Source organism: Streptomyces sp. NPDC096048 (assembly GCF_044763415.1).
Taxonomy (GTDB): Bacteria; Actinomycetota; Actinomycetes; order Streptomycetales; family Streptomycetaceae; genus Streptomyces.
Genome location: NZ_JBIWGG010000002.1, coordinates 240,043 through 260,160 on the forward strand (window position 1 = coordinate 240,043; position 20,118 = coordinate 260,160).

A 20,118-nucleotide genomic window follows, 5' to 3' on the forward strand; every position below is an offset into this window, starting at 1 on the left:
GCTGTGCGGCCCTACTTGACCACGGACAACGGCAGCAGCTTCTTGCCGGTCGGGCCGATCTGGATCTCCGTGTCCATCGCCGGGCACACCCCGCAGTCGAAGCACGGCGTCCAGCGGCAGTCGTCGACCTCGGTCTCGTCGAGGGCGTCCTGCCAGTCCTCCCAGAGCCACTCCTTGTCGAGGCCGGAGTCGAGGTGGTCCCAGGGGAGGACCTCCTCGTAGCCGCGCTCGCGGGTGGTGTACCAGCCGACATCGACGCCGAAGGGCTCCAGGGCCTTGTCGGCGCAGGCCATCCAGCGGTCGTAGGAGAAGTGCTCGCGCCAGCCGTCGAAGCGGCCGCCGTCGTCGTAGACGGCGCGGATGACGGCGCCGATCCGGCGGTCGCCGCGGGAGAGGAGGCCCTCGACGATGCCGGGCTTGCCGTCGTGGTAGCGGAAGCCGATGGAGCGGCCGTACTTCTTGTCGCCGCGGATCTTGTCGCGGAGCTTCTGCAGGCGGGAGTCGGTCTCCTCGGCGGACAGCTGCGGGGCCCACTGGAAGGGGGTGTGGGGCTTGGGGACGAAGCCGCCGATGGAGACGGTGCAGCGGATGTCGCCGGAGCCGGAGACCTCGCGGCCCTTGGCGATGACGCGGGTGGCCATGTCGGCGATCTGGAGGACGTCGTCGTCGGTCTCGGTGGGCAGGCCGCACATGAAGTACAGCTTCACCTGGCGCCAGCCGTTGCCGTACGCCGTGGCGACGGTGCGGATGAGGTCGTCCTCCGAGACCATCTTGTTGATGACCTTGCGGATGCGCTCGGAGCCGCCCTCGGGGGCGAAGGTGAGGCCCGAGCGGCGGCCGTTGCGGGTCAGCTCGTTGGCCAGGTCGATGTTGAAGGCGTCGACGCGGGTGGAGGGGAGGGACAGGCCGATCTTGTCCTCCTCGTACCGGTCCGCGAGGCCCTTGGCGACGTCGCCGATCTCCGAGTGATCCGCGGAGGAGAGGGAGAGCAGGCCGACCTCTTCGAAGCCGGTGGCCTTGAGGCCCTTCTCGACCATGTCGCCGATGCCGGTGATGGAGCGCTCGCGCACCGGGCGGGTGATCATGCCGGCCTGGCAGAAGCGGCAGCCGCGGGTGCAGCCGCGGAAGATCTCCACGGACATGCGCTCGTGGACCGTCTCGGCGAGCGGGACGAGGGGCTGCTTGGGGTAGGGCCACTCGTCGAGGTCCATGACGGTGTGCTTGGAGACACGCCACGGGACGCCGGAGCGGTTGGGGACGACGCGGGCGATGCGGCCGTCGGGGAGGTACTCGACGTCGTAGAAGCCGGGGACGTACACGCCGCCGGTCTTCGCCAGGCGGAGGAGGAGTTCCTCGCGGCCGCCGGGGCGGCCCTCGGCCTTCCAGGCGCGGATGATCGCGGTGATCTCCAGGACGGCCTGCTCGCCGTCGCCGATGACAGCGCAGTCGATGAAGTCGGCGATCGGCTCGGGGTTGAAGGCCGCGTGTCCGCCGGCCAGCACGACCGGGTCGTCGATGCCGCGGTCCTTGGACTCCAGCGGGATGCCGGCCAGGTCCAGGGCGGTCAGCATGTTCGTGTAGCCGAGCTCCGTGGAGAAGGAGAGGCCGAACACGTCGAAGGCCTTCACCGGACGGTGGCTGTCGACGGTGAACTGCGGGACGGTGTGCTCCCGCATCAGCTCCTCCAGGTCCGGCCACACGCTGTAGGTGCGCTCGGCGAGGACGCCTTCCTGCTCGTTGAGTACCTCGTAGAGGATCATGACGCCCTGGTTGGGCAGACCGACCTCATAGGCGTCCGGGTACATCAGGGCCCAGCGGACGTCACAGGATTCCCAGTCCTTGACCGTGGAGTTGAGCTCTCCGCCGACGTACTGGATCGGCTTCTGCACATGCGGGAGCAGAGCTTCGAGCTGCGGAAAGACAGACTTCACAGACTCGGCGGCTTCGGCAGGCATCTCACGGAACCTTCGTGTGCTGACAAGGGGGACCATCCAGCCTAACCCGGCGAAGGAGGTCCCCCGTACCGCCCGTCCCGCGGGCCCGCGCTCAGGCGGACATCGGTCTCTGTACCGTGATCGACTGGAGCAGCCCGACCGCCAGCCATACGGCGAACATCGACGAGCCGCCGTACGACACGAAGGGCAGCGGCAGGCCGGTGACCGGCATGATGCCGAGCGTCATGCCGATGTTCTCGAAGGTCTGGAAGGCGAACCAGGCGACGATCCCGGCGGCGACGATCGTGCCGTACAGGTCGGTGGTCTCGCGGGCGATCCGGCAGGCGCGCCAGAGCACCACGCCGAGCAGGGCGATGATGAGACCGGCGCCGAGGAAGCCCAGTTCCTCTCCGGCGACCGTGAAGACGAAGTCGGTCTGCTGTTCGGGTACGAAGCGGCCGGTGGTCTGTGAGCCGTTGAAGAGGCCGGAGCCGGTGAGGCCGCCGGAACCGATGGCGATGCGCGCCTGGTTGGTGTTGTAGCCGACGCCCGCGGGGTCGAGTTCGGGGTTGGCGAAGGCGGCGAAGCGGGCGATCTGGTAGTCGTCGAGGATGCCGAGCTGCCAGACGGCGAGCGCGCCGGCGGTTCCGGCGCCGATCAGTCCGAACACCCAGCGGTTGGTGGCGCCGGAGGCGAGCAGCACGCCCAGCACGATGATGACCATGACCATGACCGAGCCGAGGTCGGGCATCAGCATCACGATCAGCATCGGCACGGTGGCCAGGCCCAGGGCCTGGAGCACGGTCCGGTGGTCCGGGTTCGGCCGGTCCCCCGCGTCGACGCGTGCGGCCAGCAGCATCGCCATGCCCAGAATGATCGTGATCTTCACGAACTCCGAGGGCTGAAGGGAGAAGCCGCCGGGGAGTTTGATCCAGGAGTGGGCGCCGTTGATGGTCGAGCCGAGCGGGGTGAGCACCAGCAGGATCAGGAAGACGGACGCGCCGTAGAGGACCGGCACGGCGGTGCGCAGGGCGCGGTGGCCGAGCCAGATGACGCCGATCATCAGGGCGAGCCCGATGCCGGTGTTCAGCAGGTGCCGGGTCAGGAAGTAGTACGGGTCACCCTGGTTGAGCTCGGTGCGGTTGCGGGTCGCGGAGTAGACGAGCAGCGAGCCCATCAGCGAGAGCGCGACGGCGGCCAGCAGTATCGGCCAGTCGAGCCGGCGCGCCATCGAGTCCCGGGCGAGGAGTCGGGTCCACCCGGCTTTCTCGGGTCCGTATCCGGAGACCTGGAAGCTGTTGGAACCGGTCATGCGCGCGTCCTCCGGCTTCCGCTTCCGCCCGCACCGCGGGTTCGGCCGCCGCGCCGGCCCGCGCCGCCGCGTCGTCGGTGCCGGCGCGTGTCGCGGTTGTCCCCGTTCTGCGTCGGCGTCGTCGCTCCCTGTCCCGGTTCTTCGACGGGGGCGTACTCCTCCTCCGGGGAGACCTTCTCCTTCGGCTGCAGGTCCTTGACGGCGTCCTTGGACATCTTCGGGGCGGGGATGGTGCCGTCCGCCTTGATCGTCGGCAGCTTCGCCTGCGGCTCGGGCAGCAGACCCTTCTTGCGGTCGACCTCGCCGTCGTCCGAGACGCCGTACAGCGCGTCGTAGATGTTGCGGACGGCGGGACCGGAGGCGCCGGAGCCGGTACCACCCTGGGAGATCGTCATGACGATCGAGTACTCGTCGGTGTACGTGGCGAACCAGGAGGTGGTCTGCTTGCCGTAGACCTCGGCCGTACCGGTCTTGGCGTGCATCGGGATCTTGTCCTGCGGCCAGCCGTCCTGCGCGAACCGCCAGGCGGCGGTGCCGCGGGTGGCGACGCCTTCGAGGGCGCCGTCCATCTTGGCCAGCGTGGTCTTGCTTATCGGCAGCTTGCCGTGCGACTTGGGCTCGATCGGGCGGATCTCCTTGCCGTCGGGGCTGATGACCGCCTTGCCGATGGTCGGGTCGTACAGGGTGCCGCCGTTGGAGATGGCCGCGTAGATGGTGGCCATCTGGATGGGGGTGGTGAGGGTGTCGCCCTGGCCGATGGAGTAGTTGATGGCGTCACCGGCGCGCATCTTGTTGCCTTCGAGGCAGTTCTCGTAGGCGATCTTCTCGACGTAGGAGCCGTCCTTCTTGCCGGACTTGCACCAGGCGTCCTTGTTGGCCTCCCAGTAGTCCTGCTTCCACTGGCGGTCGGGGACGCGGCCGGTGACCTCGTTGGGGAGGTCGATGCCGGTCTTCTTGCCGAGGCCGAACTCGTGGGCGGCCTCGTAGAAGTAGTCGTTGGGGTTCTTCGGCTTCATGCCGCCGTCCTTCTTCCACTCCTGGTGGGCCAGGCGGTAGTAGACGGTGTCGCAGGAGAGTTCCAGGGCGCGGCCGAGGTCGATCGAGCCGTAGCTGGCGGACTCGTAGTTCTTGAAGACCTGGCCGCCGACGGAGTAGGAGCTGGAGCAGTCGTAGCCGCCGTTGAAGTCGTAGCCGGCTTCGACGGCGGCGGACGTGGAGATCACCTTGAAGATCGAGCCGGGGGCCGCCTGGCCCTGGGTGGCCCGGTTGAGCAGCGGGTAGTTGGAGTCCTTGCCGGTGAGCTTCTTGTAGTCGGCGGCGTCGATGCCGCCGACCCAGGCGTTCGGGTCGTACGTCGGGTTGGAGGCCATGGCGACGACGCGGCCGGTCTTGGCCTCCATCACCACGACGGCGCCCGCGTCGGCCTTGTAGTTCTCGCCGGTGTTGTCGTCGTATTGCTTGCGGGCTTCCTTCATCGCCTCGTTCAGCTCGTACTCGGCGACCCGCTGGACGCGGGCGTCGATGCTGGTGACGAGGTTGGAGCCGGGCACGCCGGGGTCGGACTCGGCCTCGCCGATGACGCGGCCGAGGTTGTCGACCTCGTAGCGGGTGACGCCGGCCTTGCCGCGCAGCGCCTTGTCGTACTGGCGTTCCAGGCCGGAGCGGCCGACCTGGTCCGAGCGCAGGAAGGGCGAGTCGGTGTCCTGGGCCTTCTTGATCTCCTCGTCGGTGACGGGCGAGAGGTAGCCGAGGACCTGCGCGGTGTTGGACTTGCCGGGGGCGGCGTAGCGGCGCATCGCCTCGGGTTCGGCGGTGATGCCGGGGAAGTCCTCGGCTCGTTCGCGGATCTGGAGGGCCTGCTTGGGGGTGGCCTCGTCGGTGACGGGGATCGGCTGGTAGGGCGAGCCGTTCCAGCAGGGCTGGGGGGTCTCGGCGTCGCACAGCCGGACCTTGTCCATGACGTCCTTGGGCTTCATGCCCAGGACCCCGGCGAGCTTGGTGAGGACGGCCTTGCCGTCGTCCTTCATCTTGAGCAGGTCGGTGCGGGAGGCGGAGACGACCAGGCGGGTCTCGTTGTCGGCGAGCGCCACGCCGCGGGCGTCCAGGATCGAGCCGCGGGGCGCGGGCTGGACGACCTGCTGGACGTGGTTGCCGGAGGCCTCCTTGGCGTACTCGTCGCCCTGGCGGATCTGGAGGTACCAGAGTCGGCCGCCGAGGGTGCCGAGGAGGGAGAGGACGAGGATCTGGATGACGACGAGCCGGGTCTGGACGCGTGTGCTGCGGCCGGTCTCGGGGATGTTGGTCACCGCGGCTGCCTCCCCCTCGTGCGGTGCGTGGTCCTTGGGTACGGCCGCGTCGCGCACGGCCGCTTCGTGTGCTGCCGCGTCGTCACAGCCGCTTGACCCCCTTGATGCGTCCGGCCCGGGCGACCCGCGCCCGCGCCGCCTTCACCCGCAGTCCGTTGCGCTGGTTGCCGATGCGCAGGCCGGTGCCGCCGGAGAGCCAGCCGGAGGCGATGTCGGTCTTCTGGCCGGCGGAGTTGGTCTCGGCCAGCGGGTCGTTCTCGGCGCGCCTGGCCAGGGCCATGATGCCGGGGACGACGAAGGGCGCGAGCAGCAGGTCGTACAGGGCGGCCGTGAACAGCAGGCTGGGCAAACCGACATGGCGGGCGGCGGTGTCGCCGACGAGGGCGCCGACGCCGGCGTACAGCAGGGTGGTGCCGAGGGCGGCGACGACCACGACGGCCATGGGGCCGGTGGCCGTCCTGAGCCGGCCGTTCTCCGGTTTGGCGAGGCCGGCGAGGTAGCCGATGACGCAGAGCACCAGGGCGTAGCGGCCGGCGGCGTGGTCGGCGGGCGGGGCGAGGTCGGCGAGCAGTCCGGCGCCGAAGCCGACGAGGGCACCGCCGACGTGGCCGTAGACCAGGGCGAGGCCGAGGACGGTGAGGAGCAGCAGGTCGGGGACGGCGCCGGGCAGGTGCAGGCGGGCGAGGACGCTCACCTGGAGCACCAGGGCGACGACGACCAGGGCGACGGACAGCAGGATCCGGTTGACGCGCATGGGGTGAGACTCCTACTGCTCGTTCTGCTGGTTCTGCTCGGTCTGCTGGTTCTGCTCGTTCTCTTCGTTCTGCGGCTGGCCGTCGGTGCCGGCCCCGGCGGACGGGGTCACGGTCACCGTGACGGTCGGCGTGGGCTTCGGCTTCGGCTTGTCCGGGAGCACCGTGTCGCGCGGGTCCTTCTGGGGGGCCTGGACGACGACGCCGACGATGTCGAGCTTGGTGAAGCTGACGAACGGCGTGACGTCGAGGGTGCGGGTCAGGTCGCCGCCGGAGGGGTCGATGCGGGAGACGACGCCTACGGGCACGCCGGGCACGAACGGCTTGTCGGCCTGGGAGCCGAAGGTGACCAGGCGGTCGCCCTTCTTGACGTCGGCCTTGCCGTTGAGGAGTTCGACGCGCAGGGGCCGGCCGCCCTGGCCGGAGGCGAAGCCGAGTTCGTCACCGGCCTCCATCCGGGTGCCGACGGTGAAGTCGGGGTCGTTGGCGAGCAGCACGGTGGCGGTGCCGGGGCCGACGGTGGTCACGCGTCCGACGAGGCCGTCGCCGTTGAGGACGGTCATGTCGCGCTTGATGCCGTCGTCGGCGCCGGCGTCGATGGTGATGGTCCAGGAGAAGCCCTGCGCGGCTCCTATGGCGATGACCTGGGCGCCCTTGATGCCGTACTGGCCGGCGCCGGCCAGCCCGAGCATCTTGTCGAACTGCTTCAGGCGGCTGCGGCCGCGCTCGTCGCTGCCGAGCTTCGCCTTCAGGGCCGCGTTCTGCGTCTCCAGCTCGGAGAGCCGGTCGTGCCGGTCTCCGGAGTCGCGGATCGCGGAGACCGCGTTGCCGACCGGGTCGACCGCGGACGACACCCCGTTCTCGATCGGACCGAAGACGCCCGCCGCGGCCTGCCGGGCACCGTCGACCGGGGAGTCCTCCCCACCGCGGATGTCCACCGTGATCAGTGCGAACGCGATGGCGATCAGCAGCACCAGGAGCAGCCGGCTCTCTTTCGTGTCCCTCACGTGCGGCGGCCGTGCCTTCCTCGTCGAATTCGGGAATCTCGGAATGTACGTGGCGGTGTTCGGGAATTCAGGTGATTCGGTACGCCGGGCGCTTCACGCGCATCCGGTACCGCACCCCTCTATATCAACGATCCGCCGCACGAGAGGAGATCGTCTCGTACGGCGGAACCGAAGTGTTACGTCATCTGCGGGGTGAGGCGTCCAGCACCTGCTGGAGTGCCTCGAACTCCTCGACGCACTTACCGCTGCCGAGCGCCACGCTGTCGAGCGGGTCCTCGGCGATGTGGATGGGCATTCCGGTCTCCCGGCGCAGCCGTTCGTCGAGCCCGCGCAGCAGCGCGCCGCCGCCGGTCAGGACGATGCCCCGGTCCATGATGTCGCCCGACAGCTCCGGCGGACACTTGTCGAGGGTCGTCTTGACGGCGTCGACGATCGCGTTGACCGGCTCCTCGATGGCCTTGCGCACCTCGGCGGCCGAGATGACGACGGTCTTGGGCAGCCCGGACACGAGGTCCCGGCCGCGGATTTCGGTGTGCTCGTCAGCGTCGAGGTCGTACGCCGAACCGATCGTGATCTTGATCTGTTCGGCCGTGCGCTCACCCAGCAGAAGGCTGTACTCCTTCTTCACGTGCTGGATGATCGCGTTGTCCAGCTCGTCACCCGCGACGCGGATGGACTGGGCGGTGACGATGCCGCCGAGCGAGATGACCGCGACCTCCGTGGTGCCGCCGCCGATGTCCACCACCATGTTGCCCGTGGCCTCGTGGACCGGCAGGCCGGAGCCGATGGCCGCGGCCATGGGCTCCTCGATGATGTGCACCTGACGGGCGCCGGCCTGGGACGACGCCTCGATGACGGCGCGGCGCTCGACGCCCGTGATGCCCGAGGGCACGCAGACGACGACCCGCGGGCGAGCCAGATACCGCCGCTTGTGGATCTTCAGGATGAAGTAGCGGAGCATCCGCTCGGTGATCTCGAAGTCGGCGATGACGCCGTCCTTCAGCGGGCGCACGGCAACGATGTTGCCGGGCGTGCGCCCGATCATCTTCTTCGCTTCGGCGCCGACCGCGAGGATGCCACCGGTGTTGGTGTTGATCGCGACGACGGACGGCTCGTTGAGTACGATCCCGCGACCCCTGACGTACACCAGCGTGTTGGCGGTCCCGAGGTCGACAGCCATGTCACGGCCGATGAACGACATTGAGTTCCCCATCAGGATTCGACTGGCCTTCCCAGGAGCTTTTGAGGGCTTTTCAGGTAGGCGAAGTGGGTGCAGTGACGCGTGGAGGCTTCCATCGTAGACGCGCTTTCGCGAACACTGCGCGAGGGTCTTCGCCATTGTCAGCAGATGGCGCGGCGCCTCGCTTGTGGAGACGGGCCAACGGGGGCATCCGTTCCCCCGATCAGGCGCGCATATGCCACAGGGCGGTCGCTTCTACGCGACCGCCCCGGCTCCGTCTCGGCCATTCGACTGACGGCGTGTCAGAAAAAAGGCCGTCCGGCGTGTCCTGAAGAAGGTTCAGACCCGACCGGGGAAGAAGATCTTCAGCTCGCGCTCGGCGGACTCCTCGGAGTCGGAGGCGTGGATCAGGTTCTCCCGGACGATCACGCCGAAGTCCCCGCGGATGGAGCCGGGAGCGGCGGCGATCGGGTCGGTGGGGCCGGCCAGCGCGCGCACGCCCTCGATCACCCGCTCACCCTCGACGACCATGGCGACGACCGGACCGGACGCCATGAACTCGACCAGCGGCTCGTAGAAGGGCTTGCCCTTGTGCTCGCCGTAGTGCTGCTCCAGCGTCTCGGCGTCCAGGGTGCGCAGTTCCAGCGCGGTGATCTGCCAGCCGGCCTTGCGCTCGATACGGCTGATGATCTCGCCGGTCAGGCCACGACGGACGGCGTCGGGCTTGAGGAGGACGAGGCTGCGCTGGGTCACGACGGGCTCCCTTGGGGGTGTGCGGTTGTGCGAGGTGATGACTGAGGTTACCGGGCGTGTCGCGGCGCCTGTCACGCAGCGTCGGACGGCGTCGGACGGCCTCAGGCGGCGTCGGGGGCGGCGGCGTCGGCCTGGGCCGCGAACCTCGCCTTCGCCTCGTCGATCTTCCGCCCGTAATGCACGGAGGCCCACCACAGGGCGGCGAAGATCGCGCCCAGGAAGAACATGGACGGCACGACGAAGCCGGAGGCGATCAGCGCGATCTGCAGGGCCCAGCCGAAGGCGATGCCGCCGGGCCGGGTGACCACGCCGCACAGCGCGACACACAGGAACATCGCGATGCCGCTGACCGTCCACACCGTCCCGACGGACAGGTCCGGGTCCTTCATGGCGACCAGTCCGGCGAAGCCGATCACGAAGAACTCGCTGATCAGAGTCGAAGCACAGAGCGTACGCACGGTTTCTCAGCCCCTCCCGAGGAGCAGTCGGGCCTCGCCGACGGTGATGACGGAACCGGTGACGAGCACACCGCCGCCCGCGAACTCGCCCTCCTCCTCGGCCAGCGTGATCGCGGCCTCCAGGGCGTCCGGCAGCCGCGGCTCGACCTGGACGCGGTCCTCGCCGAACACCTCGACGGCGATTCCCGCCAGCTCGTCGGCGTCCATCGCGCGGTGGCTGGAGTTCTGGGTGACGACGACCTCGGCGAAGACCGGCTCGAAGGCCTCCAGCAGCCCTCGCACGTTCTTGTCGCCGCTCGCGCCGACCACGCCGATGAGCCGGCTGAACTGGAACGCCTCCCCGACCGCCTCGGCGGTGACGCGGGCCCCGGCGGGGTTGTGCGCGGCGTCCAGCACCACGGTCGGCGAGCGCCGGACGACCTCCATCCGGCCCGGCGAGGCGACGGCGGCGAAGGCCTTGCGCACGGTGTCGATGTCCAACGGGTCGGGACGCTGCGCGCCGACGCCGAAGAACGCCTCGACGGCGGCCAGCGCCACGGCCGCGTTGTGCGCCTGGTGGGCGCCGTGCAGCGGCAGGTAGACCTCGGTGTACTCGCCGCCGAGGCCGCGCAGGGTCATCAGCTGCCCGCCGACGGCGACCTGCCGGCCGACGACGCCGAACTCCAGCCCTTCGCGCGCCACGGTGGCGTTGACGTCCACGGCCTTCTTCAGCAGCACCTGCGCCGCGTCCACCGGCTGCTGGGCCAGGATCACGGTGGCGTCCTGCTTGACGATGCCGGCCTTCTCGGTGGCGATCGCGCCGGGCGTCTCGCCGAGCCGGTCGGTGTGGTCCAGGTCGATGGGGGTGACGACGGCGACGTCCCCGTCGATGACGTTGGTGGCGTCCCAGGAGCCGCCCATCCCGACCTCGACGACGGCCACGTCGACGGGCGCGTCGGCGAAGGCGGCGTACGCCATGCCGGTCAGCACCTCGAAGAAGGAGAGCCGGTACTCCTGGCTGCCGTCCACCATCTCGACGTACGGCTTGATGTCCTGGTACGTCTCGATGAACCGCTCGGCGGAGATGGCCGCGCCGTCCAGGCTGATGCGCTCGGTGACCGACTGCACGTGCGGCGAGGTGTACCGCCCGGTGCGCAGCTCGAAGGCGCCGAGCAGGGCCTCGATCATGCGGGCGGTGGTGGTCTTGCCGTTGGTCCCCGTGATGTGGATGGACGGGTACGACCGCTGCGGCTCGCCCAGCACGTCCATCAGCGCGGCGATCCGGGCGACGGAGGGCTCCAGCTTGGTCTCGCCCCAGCGCGTCGCCAGCTCCGCCTCCACCTCGCGCAGGGCCTTGTCCACCTCGGGGTCCTCGGGACGCGCGGGCACGTCCGCCTCCGGGGGGCCGCCCTGGGTGCGCAGGGTGCGGCTGCCTGCTTCGATGACGGCGAGATCGGGGTCGCGGGTCGTCTCCGCGTCGATGATCTCGTCGAAGGAGTCGAGGGGATCCTGGGGGTCGGGCTGGTCGTTCTCGCCGGGGATGTCGCTCACGGGAACAGTCTACGGAGGCCGGCCGACAGGGCGCCCACGGAGTGGGGTGGCCCGTCCGCGGCGGCGCGTGCGGCGCCGTTGTGGCCGGTCGCGCGGGTCCCGCGCCCCCTGAACGGCGAAGGTCCCCGGAGCCGAATGCTCCGGGGACCTTCGCCGTCGTACCGGCGTTCACGCCTCCGGCAGCTTCTCCAGCTGGGCCTGGATGCGGGCGATGTCCTCGTCCGCCTTGGCCAGCCGGCCCCGGATCTTGTCCACGACCTGATCCGGCGCCTTCGCGAGGAACGCCTCGTTGCCGAGCTTGGCGTTGGCCTGCGCCTTCTCCTTCTCGGCGGCGGCGAGGTCCTTGGCGAGGCGCTTGCGCTCCGCGGCGAAGTCGATGACACCGGAGAGGTCGAGAGCGACCTCGACCCCCGCGACCGGCAGGGTCGCCGTGGCCGTGAAGGAGTCACCCTCGGGCTGGAGCCGCAGCAGCTGCCGGACGGCCGCCTCGTGCGCGGCGAGCGCGGTGCCCGCCAGGGTCAGCCTGGCCGGAACCCGCTGGCCGGGCTGGAGGCCCTGGTCGGCGCGGAACCGGCGGACCTCGGTGATGACGGACTGGACGGTCTCGATCTCCCGCTCGGCGTCCGCGTCCCGGAAGCCCCCCGGGGCGTCAGCCCCGGGAACAGACACGGCGGCCGGCCACTCGGCGATGACGACCGACTCGCCCCCCGTGAGCGTCGTCCACAGCGTCTCGGTGACGAAGGGAACGACCGGGTGCAGCAGCCGCAGCGTGACGTCGAGGACCTCACCGAGGACGCGCTTGCTGACCTCGGCCGGCTCGCCGCCCGCCTGGAACGTCGTCTTGGACAGCTCGACGTACCAGTCGAAGACCTCGTCCCAGGCGAAGTGGAACAGCGCGTCGGACAGCTTGGCGAACTGGTAGTCCTCGTAGAACGCGTCGACCTCGGCGACCACCGAGTTCAGGCGGGAGAGGATCCAGCGGTCGGTCGACGACATCTTCGAGGCGTTAGGCAGCGGGCCCTCGACCGTCGCGCCGTTCATCAGCGCGAAGCGGGTGGCGTTCCAGATCTTGTTGGCGAAGTTCCGGGAGCCCTGGACCCAGTCCTCGCCGATCGGCACGTCGACGCCCGGGTTGGCGCCGCGCGCCAGGGTGAAGCGGAGCGCGTCGGAGCCGTACTTGTCCATCCAGTCCAGCGGGTTGACCACGTTCCCGAAGGACTTGGACATCTTCTTGCCGTTCTGGTCACGGACCATGCCGTGCAGGGCGATGGTGTGGAACGGCGGGGTGCCGTCCATCGCGTAGAGGCCGAACATCATCATCCGGGCGACCCAGAAGAAGAGGATGTCGTAGCCGGTGACCAGGACGGAGTTCGGATAGAACTTCGCGAGCGAGTCGGTCTGCTCCGGCCAGCCCAGCGTGGAGAACGGCCACAGGCCCGACGAGAACCAGGTGTCCAGGACGTCGGAGTCCTGGTGCCAGCCCTCGCCGCTCGGCGGCTCCTCGTCCGGTCCGACGCAGACGACCTCACCCTCGGGGCCGTACCAGACCGGGATGCGGTGGCCCCACCACAGCTGGCGCGAGATGCACCAGTCGTGGAGGTTGTCGACCCAGTCGAAGTACCGCTTCTCCATCTCCTGCGGGTGGATCTTGACCTTGCCGTCGCGGACGGCGTCACCGGCCGCCTTCGCCAGCGGGCCGACCTTGACCCACCACTGCATGGACAGGCGCGGCTCGATGGTCGTCTTGCAGCGCGAGCAGTGGCCGACGCTGTGGACGTAGGGCCGCTTCTCGGCGACGATCCGGCCCTCGGCGCGCAGCGCGGCGACGATGGCGGAGCGGGCCTCCAGCCGGTCCAGGCCCTGGAAGGGACCGTGGGCGGTGATGACCGCGTGCTCGTCCATGACCGCGATGGCGGGCAGGTCGTGGCGCCGGCCGATCTCGAAGTCGTTCGGGTCGTGGGCGGGCGTCACCTTGACGGCGCCGGTGCCGAACTCGGGGTCGACGTGCTCGTCGGCGACGACCGGGATGGAACGGTCGGTCAGCGGCAGCTTGATGAGCTTGCCGATCAGGTGCTTGTAGCGCTCGTCCTCGGGGTGGACGGCGACGGCCGTGTCACCGAGCATCGTCTCGGCACGGGTCGTGGCGACGACGATGGTGTCGTCCCCGTCGCCGTACTTCATCGAGACCAGCTCGCCGTCGTCGTCCTGGTACTCGACCTCGATGTCCGAGATGGCCGTCAGACACCTGGGGCACCAGTTGATGATGCGCTCGGCGCGGTAGATCAGCTCGTCGTCGTAGAGCCGCTTGAAGATGGTCTGGACGGCCTGGGACAGGCCCTCGTCCATCGTGAAGCGCTCACGCGACCAGGCGACGGCGTCGCCGAGGCGGCGCATCTGGCCGCCGATCTGCCCGCCGGACTCGCCCTTCCACTGCCAGACCCGCTCGACGAACGCCTCCCGGCCGAGGTCGTGCCGGGACTTGCCCTCCTTGGCCAGCTCCCGCTCGACGACGTTCTGCGTGGCGATACCGGCGTGGTCCATGCCGGGCTGCCACAGCGTCTCGTACCCCTGCATCCGCTTGCGGCGGGTCAGGGCGTCGATGAGGGTGTGCTCGAAGGCGTGGCCGAGGTGCAGGCTGCCCGTGACGTTCGGCGGCGGGATGACGACGGTGTACGGCGGCTTGTCGCTGTCCGCGTCGGCCTCGAAGTAACCCCGTTCCACCCAGCGCTCGTACAGCTGCCCCTCTACCTCGGCCGGCGTGTACTGGGTCGGCAGTTCGGTGGTGGGCGCGGGCTGCGGCTGCTGAGAGTTCTCGGTCACGGGGGTCAGTTTAAGGGCGTCACGACCCTGTCCCGAAACGCGTTTCGTTTGTAACGGTGCGGCCCCCGGTGACCTGCGCACGCCAGGTCTGGGACAGGATGTCAGCACCACGTAAGCATCTGGAGGGGAACCCAGGAATGAGTCACAACCAGCCGGGCCCGTACGGCGGGCAGCCCCAGCAGCCCGGACCGTACGGCCAGCCGGGCCCGTACGGCCAGCAGCCGCCGCAGGCCCCCCAGCCCGGCTACGGCTACCCCCAGCAGACGCCTCCCCCCGCGCAGCCGGGCTACGGCTACCCGCAGCAGCCGCAGCAGGGCGGCGTCCCGCCGCAGCAGCCGCCGTACGGCCAGCAGGCCCCGTACGGCCAGCAGCCCCCCTACGGCCAGCAGCCGTACGGCGTGCCCCAGCCCCCGGCACCGGGCGGCGGCAAGAAGAAGACGGGCCTGATCATCGGCGCGGTCGCTGTCGTGGCGGCGATCGGCGTCGGGGCGTACTTCGTGTTCGGCGGGGGCGGGGGTGCGGGCGGCGGCCTGGAGGACGACGGCGCGCACAAGCTGACGACGCCGAAGACGGTGCTCGGTGACTACACGCTCGCCAGTGACGAGTCCGCGTCCTCCGACAGCGACGCGGAGGACCTCGCCAAGTCCGGGATCGAGGACGGCAAGGGGGTGACCGGGTTCTACTCCACGGCGGACCTGAGCGGCTACGACCCCTCGGACCCGAGCACCGCGCCGGACCCCGCGGAGATGGCGACGGCGAAGGGCATCACCTTCATCGGCGGCTACGGCAAGATCTCCGACCCCGAGGCGACGCTCGACAAGTTCTTCGCGGAGTTCAAGAAGCAGTCCGAGAAGAGCTCCTCGTCCGGCAGCGGCACCGGCGGCAAGGTGCTCGGTGAGCCCGAGTCGGTCGACCTGGACGGCGCGGTCATGAAGTGCCAGGGGGTCGAGGGCACCAACCAGGTCACCAAGGAGGAGAAGACCGACTGGATCTGCGCCTGGGCGGACTACAGCACGGCCGCGGTGGTCTCCCCCGGTGACGCCACCAAGGGTGTGACGAAGGACATCGCCGTCGACATCACCACCAAGCTCCGCAAGGAGATCCGCGTCGAGGCCTGACGCCCGCGCGCAGGACATCGAAGGGGCCCCGGTCGGTCGACCGGGGCCCCTTCGTCGTTCGTCGTTCGTACGGTTTCGTCGTTCGTACGGTGACGGCTACGCCGTCTTCTGCTCCCCCGGGCCCCGCCCCCGCGAATCCCGCGGGATCAGCGTCGGGTTGACGTTGGAGAGGACCACGTCGGCCGTGATGACGACGCGGGCGACGTCCTTGCGGGAGGGGACCTCGTACATGACGCCCTGGAGGACTTCCTCCATGATGGCGCGCAGGCCGCGGGCGCCGGTCTGGCGGAGGATGGCCTGGTCGGCGATGGCCTCCAGGGCCTCGCGCTCGAAGTCCAGCTCGACGCCGTCGAGTTCGAAGAGGCGCTCGTACTGCTTGACGAGGGCGTTGCGCGGCTCGACCAGGATCTGGAGCAGGGCCTCGCGGTCGAGGTTGTGGACCGAGGTGATGACGGGGAGCCGGCCGATGAACTCGGGGATCATGCCGAACTTGACCAGGTCCTCGGGCATGACGGCCTCGAACTGGTCCTTGGACTCCAGCTCCCGCTTGGAGCGGATCGTCGCGCCGAAGCCGATGCCCTTGGCGCCGGCCCGGCCCTCGATGATCTTCTCCAGGCCCGAGAAGGCGCCGCCCACGATGAACAGCACGTTCGTCGTGTCGATCTGGATGAACTCCTGGTGCGGGTGCTTGCGGCCGCCCTGCGGCGGGACCGAGGCCGTGGTGCCCTCGAGGATCTTCAGCAGCGCCTGCTGGACGCCTTCGCCGCTGACGTCGCGTGTGATCGACGGATTTTCACTCTTCCGCGCGACCTTGTCGATCTCGTCGATGTAGATGATCCCGGTCTCGGCCTTCTTGACGTCGTAGTCAGCCGCCTGGATCAGCTTGAGCAGGATGTTCTCGACGTCCTCGCCGACGTACCCCGCCTCGGTGAGCGCCGTGGCGTCGGCGATCGCGAAGGGGACGTTCAGCATGCGCGCCAGGGTCTGGGCGAGGAGGGTCTTGCCGGAGCCGGTGGGGCCCAGCAGCAGGATGTTGGACTTCGCCAACTCGATGGCGTCCTCGCGGCCTTGGGCGCCGCCGTTCTCGCCGGCCTGGACGCGCTTGTAGTGGTTGTACACCGCTACGGAGAGCGCCTTCTTGGCGGCTTCCTGGCCGACGACGTACCCGTCGAGGAACTCGTAGATCTCGCGGGGCTTGGGGAGCTCCTCCCAGCGCACCTCGCTGGTCTCCGCCAGCTCTTCCTCGATGATCTCGTTGCAGAGGTCGATGCACTCGTCGCAGATGTAGACACCGGGCCCTGCGATGAGCTTCTTGACCTGCTTCTGGCTCTTGCCGCAGAACGAGCACTTGAGCAGATCGCCGCCGTCACCGATGCGTGCCACGGTGTGCTTCCCCTTCGCCTGGGAGACTCCCGGACGTCGACGTCACGTCAACGGCCGGCGGACTCCTGGTGCTGCCTTATGTCCGACGGTACCTTGCCGGGCCCCCCGTCCGGGCCCCCCTTGGCACGGTTCACTTTGACGTGGACCGTGCCAAGGAGCAGCAGACGATACCCGCTCCGTGTCAGCGAACCGACTCGTTGTTCATCTTCCGGGTGGAGATGATCTGGTCGACCAGGCCGTAGGCCAGGGCGTCCTCGGCCGTGAGGATCTTGTCGCGCTCGATGTCCTCGCGGATCTTCTCGACCGGCGTGGTGGAGTGCTTGGCCAGCATGTCCTCGAGCTGGCCGCGCATCCGGAGGATCTCGTTGGCGGCGATCTCCAGGTCGGAGACCTGACCGCGGCCGGTCTCGCTGTACGGCTGGTGGATCAGCACGCGGGCGTTGGGCAGCGCCATGCGCTTGCCCGGCGTGCCGGCGGCCAGCAGGATCGCGGCGGCGGAGGCCGCCTGGCCCATGCAGACCGTCTGGATGTCGGGCTTCACGAACTGCATCGTGTCGTAGATGGCCGTAAGCGCGGTGAAGGAGCCGCCGGGGCTGTTGATGTAGATCGAGATGTCCCGGTCGGGGTCCATCGACTCCAGGCACAGCAGCTGCGCCATGACGTCGTTGGCGGAGGCGTCGTCGATCTGGACGCCGAGGAAGATCACCCGCTCCTCGAAGAGCTTCGCGTACGGGTCGTACTCGCGAACGCCCTGGGAGGTGCGCTCGACGAAGCGCGGGATCACGTAGCGGGACTCGGCGGAGGGGCCGGTGTACTCGGCACGCATGCGGTCGTGCAGGCCGCTGCCGGGGAAGTCGTTCACAGTGTCTCCTGGGAAGGGGCTGAGGCGGTCGGCTCGGGGCCGGCTGGACGGGCGCGCTGGGCCCGCGGGGGCTGGACTCGGCTCCGCGGGGCCCGGGAGGCCCGGGAGGCCCGCGGGGAGCGGCTCAGGCCCCCGTGCCGCCGCCGCCCGGCATGCCGGCGGCCGTGGGGATGACGTCGTCGATGAGGCCGTACTCCTTGGCCTCGAAGGCGTCGAACCAGCGGTCGCGGTCCGAGTCACGCGTGATCTGCTCGATCGTCTGACCGGTGTGCTGGGAAGTCAGCTCCGCCATGCGCTTCTTGGTGTGCAGCAGCCGCTCGGCGTGGATCTTGATGTCCGAGGCGGAGCCGGCCAGGCCGGCGGAGGGCTGGTGGATCAGGATCTCGGCGTTCGGGAGCGCGAAGCGCTTGCCCGGGGTGCCCGCGCTGAGCAGGAACTGCCCCATCGAGGCCGCCAGCCCCATCGCGATCGTCACCACGTCGTTCTTGATGAACTGCATGGTGTCGTAGATCGCCATGCCGGCCGTGATCGAGCCGCCGGGGCTGTTGATGTACAGGAAGATGTCCTTGTCCGGGTCGGCGGCAAGGAGCAGCAGCTGTGCGGTGATCTTGTTGGCGATGTCGTCGTCGACCGGCTGGCCGAGGAAGATGATCCGCTCGCCGAGCAGCCGGTTGTAGACCTGGTCGCCGAGGCCACCACCGATGGAGGGCTCGCCGGCGGCGGAGGGCATCAGATTCGTCACGTATCCACCTGCTCGTCTTACGACGGCGCCGGGCCGTCTCACGTGTTCTGCCGGGGCTCGGGGCCGTCCGGCCGGTTTCGGGGACTCCCCTGCCCTCGTATTCATGGACCCTAACGCGCAGGCCCCGCGGTGCCATCCCGGTTCCGCGGGTGTTCGCTGTGAGCGCATGTCGCTCCGCTGGGTGAGCAGGGGTCCCGTCCGCGTCGTGGGCGGTCGGGCACGTCCCCGGCCGCGGGCCGTGCGGGGTGCGCGCGTCCGCGCGGCGGAGCCGCACGCCGGCACGGCCCCGCGCCCCGCCCCCCGCCGCGCTGCCATGGCCCCTCGGCGCGCTGCCGTGCCGTACGCCGACGGGCTCCGGGGCGATGCCGCCCCGGAGCCCGTCGCACGTCTTACAAGGTGCCGTGGGGCTCAGCCCTCGGTCTTCTCCTCGGCCTTCTCCTCGGCCTTGTCGTCACCGGACTCGGCGGACTCGGCGGCGGCCTCCACGGTCTCCGCGGCCTCCGTCTCGTCCTCCTCGTCCTCCAGGTCGACGATCTCGCCGTTGGTGTCCTTGACCGTGGCCTTCTCGACCACGACGGCCAGGGCCTTGCCGCGGGCGACCTCGCCGACGAGGAGCGGGACCTGGCCCTGCTCGACGACGGCCTGGGCGAACTGGTCGGGGGACATGCCGGAGGAGGCGGCACGGCGCATGAGGTGCTCGGTGAGCTCCTCCTGGCTGACGTTGAGGTTCTCCCGCTTGACCAGCTCGTCGAGGACGAACTGGGTCTTGATGCCCTTGACCGCGGCCTCGCGGGTCTCGGTCTCGAACTCCTCGACGCTCTTGCCCTGGAGCTCCAGGTACTTCTCGAGGTCCAGGCCCATCTGGCCGAGCTGGTGGTGCTCCAGGTTGTGCTTGCGGGTGTTGACCTCGTCCTCGAGGAGCTTCTCGGGGACGGGGACCTCGACCAGCTCGAGGAGCTTGTCGAGCACGCGCTCCTGGGCCTGCGTGGCCTGGTCGTACTGCTTGGTGTTGGCCAGGCGCTTGCGGCTGTCGGCCCGCAGCTCCTCCAGCGTGTCGAACTCCGACGCGAGCTGCGCGAAGTCGTCGTCCAGCTCGGGCAGCTCGCGCTTGGCGACCTGGGTGACCTTGACGGTGACCTCGGCCTCCTTGCCGGCCGCCGAGCCGCCCTTGAGCTCGGAGGTGAAGGTGGCCTCGCCACCGGCCTCCACGCCCTTCACGGCGTCGTCGATGCCTTCCAGCAGCTCGCCGGAGCCGATGGTGTAGGAGACGCCGTCGGCGACGCCGTCCTCGAGGACCTCGCCGTCGACCTTGGCCTGCAGGTCGAGGGTGACGACGTCGCCGTCCTCGGCGGCACGCTCGACCGGGGAGGTGGAGGCGAAGCGCTCGCGCAGCTGCTCCACCGCCTTCTCGACGTCCTCGTCGCTGACCTCGACGGCGTCGACCTCGACCTCGATGCCGGAGTAGTCCGGGATCTCGATGGCCGGGCGGATGTCGACCTCGGCGGTGAAGTTCAGCGTCTCGCCGTCCTTCAGCTCCGTGATGTCGACCTCGGGCTGGCCGAGCGGGTTCAGCTCGGCCTCGTTGACCGCGTCGGTGTAGAACTTCGGAAGCGCGTCGTTGACCGCCTCCTCCAGAACCGCACCGCGGCCGAACCGCTGGTCGATGACTCGGGCCGGGATCTTGCCCTTGCGGAAGCCCTTCACCGTGACCTGCTGGTTGATCTTCTTGTACGCCGCGTCGAGGCTGTCCTTGAGCTCCTCGAAGGGCACCTCGACAGTGAGCCGAACCCGGGTCGGGTTCAGGGTCTCCACGGCGCTCTTCACGGTTCGGTCTCCTTGGTGGCTGACTTCTTGGGTTCTGCCGGAGCCAGAGCGGCATCCGGCAAATTACGCCGCCCGGAGACTTCAGACGCTGAGACACACGGGCGTGCAGCTTGCATAGTAACGGCAGCGACTACACG

General features: G+C 69.4%; 15 protein-coding genes. 1 reads left to right on the forward strand and 14 read right to left on the reverse strand.

From position 1 onward, the window contains the following. Positions 1 to 11 precede the first annotated feature (11 nt). The 10 genes from ACIQ6R_RS05570 to ACIQ6R_RS05615 form a co-directional block, all read right to left on the reverse strand. The gene (locus tag ACIQ6R_RS05570) at positions 12 to 1,955 is read right to left on the reverse strand and encodes a TIGR03960 family B12-binding radical SAM protein (RefSeq protein ID WP_404177663.1); all 1,944 of its coding nucleotides are present in this window, start codon (positions 1,953 to 1,955) and stop codon (positions 12 to 14) included. 91 nt (positions 1,956 to 2,046) lie between these two features. Further along, on the reverse strand, positions 2,047 to 3,246 hold the full coding sequence (rodA, locus tag ACIQ6R_RS05575; RefSeq protein WP_404177660.1) for a rod shape-determining protein RodA: 1,200 nt from the start codon (positions 3,244 to 3,246) through the stop codon (positions 2,047 to 2,049). After that, positions 3,243 to 5,552, reverse strand: a complete 2,310-nt coding sequence (gene mrdA, locus ACIQ6R_RS05580) for a penicillin-binding protein 2 (protein WP_404219610.1) — start codon at positions 5,550 to 5,552, stop codon at positions 3,243 to 3,245. Before mrdA ends, rodA begins: the two co-directional genes overlap by 4 nt. Positions 5,553 to 5,634: 82 nt before the next feature. Beyond that, on the reverse strand, positions 5,635 to 6,306 hold the full coding sequence (gene mreD, locus ACIQ6R_RS05585) for a rod shape-determining protein MreD (RefSeq protein WP_404177657.1): 672 nt from the start codon (positions 6,304 to 6,306) through the stop codon (positions 5,635 to 5,637). A 12-nt stretch (positions 6,307 to 6,318) separates the two neighbouring features. Then, positions 6,319 to 7,311, reverse strand: coding sequence for a rod shape-determining protein MreC (gene mreC, locus ACIQ6R_RS05590; RefSeq protein WP_404177654.1), 993 nt, complete (start codon positions 7,309 to 7,311; stop codon positions 6,319 to 6,321). Between the two features lie 181 nt (positions 7,312 to 7,492). Further along, a complete protein-coding gene (locus ACIQ6R_RS05595) occupies positions 7,493 to 8,512 on the reverse strand; it encodes a rod shape-determining protein (RefSeq protein WP_052838153.1) in 1,020 nt (339 codons plus the stop codon). Between the two features lie 318 nt (positions 8,513 to 8,830). After that, positions 8,831 to 9,244 carry a nucleoside-diphosphate kinase gene (ndk, locus tag ACIQ6R_RS05600; protein WP_007449819.1) on the reverse strand — a complete coding sequence of 138 codons (414 nt, stop codon included), beginning with the start codon at positions 9,242 to 9,244 and terminating at the stop codon, positions 8,831 to 8,833. Positions 9,245 to 9,345: 101 nt separating this feature from the next. Beyond that, the gene (locus tag ACIQ6R_RS05605; RefSeq protein WP_404177650.1) at positions 9,346 to 9,702 is read right to left on the reverse strand and encodes a DUF4233 domain-containing protein; all 357 of its coding nucleotides are present in this window, start codon (positions 9,700 to 9,702) and stop codon (positions 9,346 to 9,348) included. A gap of 6 nt (positions 9,703 to 9,708) precedes the next feature. Next, entirely contained in the window at positions 9,709 to 11,232 is a 1,524-nt protein-coding gene (locus tag ACIQ6R_RS05610) for a bifunctional folylpolyglutamate synthase/dihydrofolate synthase (RefSeq protein WP_404218928.1), read from the reverse strand. Between the two features lie 168 nt (positions 11,233 to 11,400). Beyond that, complete coding sequence (locus tag ACIQ6R_RS05615; RefSeq protein ID WP_404218930.1) at positions 11,401 to 14,052, reverse strand: valine--tRNA ligase; 2,652 nt, start codon at positions 14,050 to 14,052, stop codon at positions 11,401 to 11,403. Positions 14,053 to 14,189: 137 nt separating this feature from the next. Here ACIQ6R_RS05615 and ACIQ6R_RS05620 point away from each other — a divergent pair, with 137 nt between their 5' ends. Beyond that, positions 14,190 to 15,170, forward strand: a complete 981-nt coding sequence (locus ACIQ6R_RS05620; protein ID WP_404218932.1) for a hypothetical protein — start codon at positions 14,190 to 14,192, stop codon at positions 15,168 to 15,170. Positions 15,171 to 15,266: 96 nt separating this feature from the next. Here ACIQ6R_RS05620 and clpX read toward each other — a convergent pair whose 3' ends face one another. The 4 genes from clpX to tig form a co-directional block, all read right to left on the reverse strand. Continuing rightward, positions 15,267 to 16,553, reverse strand: a complete 1,287-nt coding sequence (clpX, locus tag ACIQ6R_RS05625; protein WP_121747006.1) for an ATP-dependent Clp protease ATP-binding subunit ClpX — start codon at positions 16,551 to 16,553, stop codon at positions 15,267 to 15,269. A 181-nt stretch (positions 16,554 to 16,734) separates the two neighbouring features. Continuing rightward, complete coding sequence (locus ACIQ6R_RS05630; RefSeq protein ID WP_121747007.1) at positions 16,735 to 17,415, reverse strand: ATP-dependent Clp protease proteolytic subunit; 681 nt, start codon at positions 17,413 to 17,415, stop codon at positions 16,735 to 16,737. Positions 17,416 to 17,539: 124 nt separating this feature from the next. Next, on the reverse strand, positions 17,540 to 18,145 hold the full coding sequence (locus ACIQ6R_RS05635) for an ATP-dependent Clp protease proteolytic subunit (protein WP_193776311.1): 606 nt from the start codon (positions 18,143 to 18,145) through the stop codon (positions 17,540 to 17,542). Between the two features lie 420 nt (positions 18,146 to 18,565). Beyond that, a complete protein-coding gene (gene tig / locus ACIQ6R_RS05640) occupies positions 18,566 to 19,981 on the reverse strand; it encodes a trigger factor (protein ID WP_404218934.1) in 1,416 nt (471 codons plus the stop codon). Positions 19,982 to 20,118 lie beyond the last annotated feature (137 nt).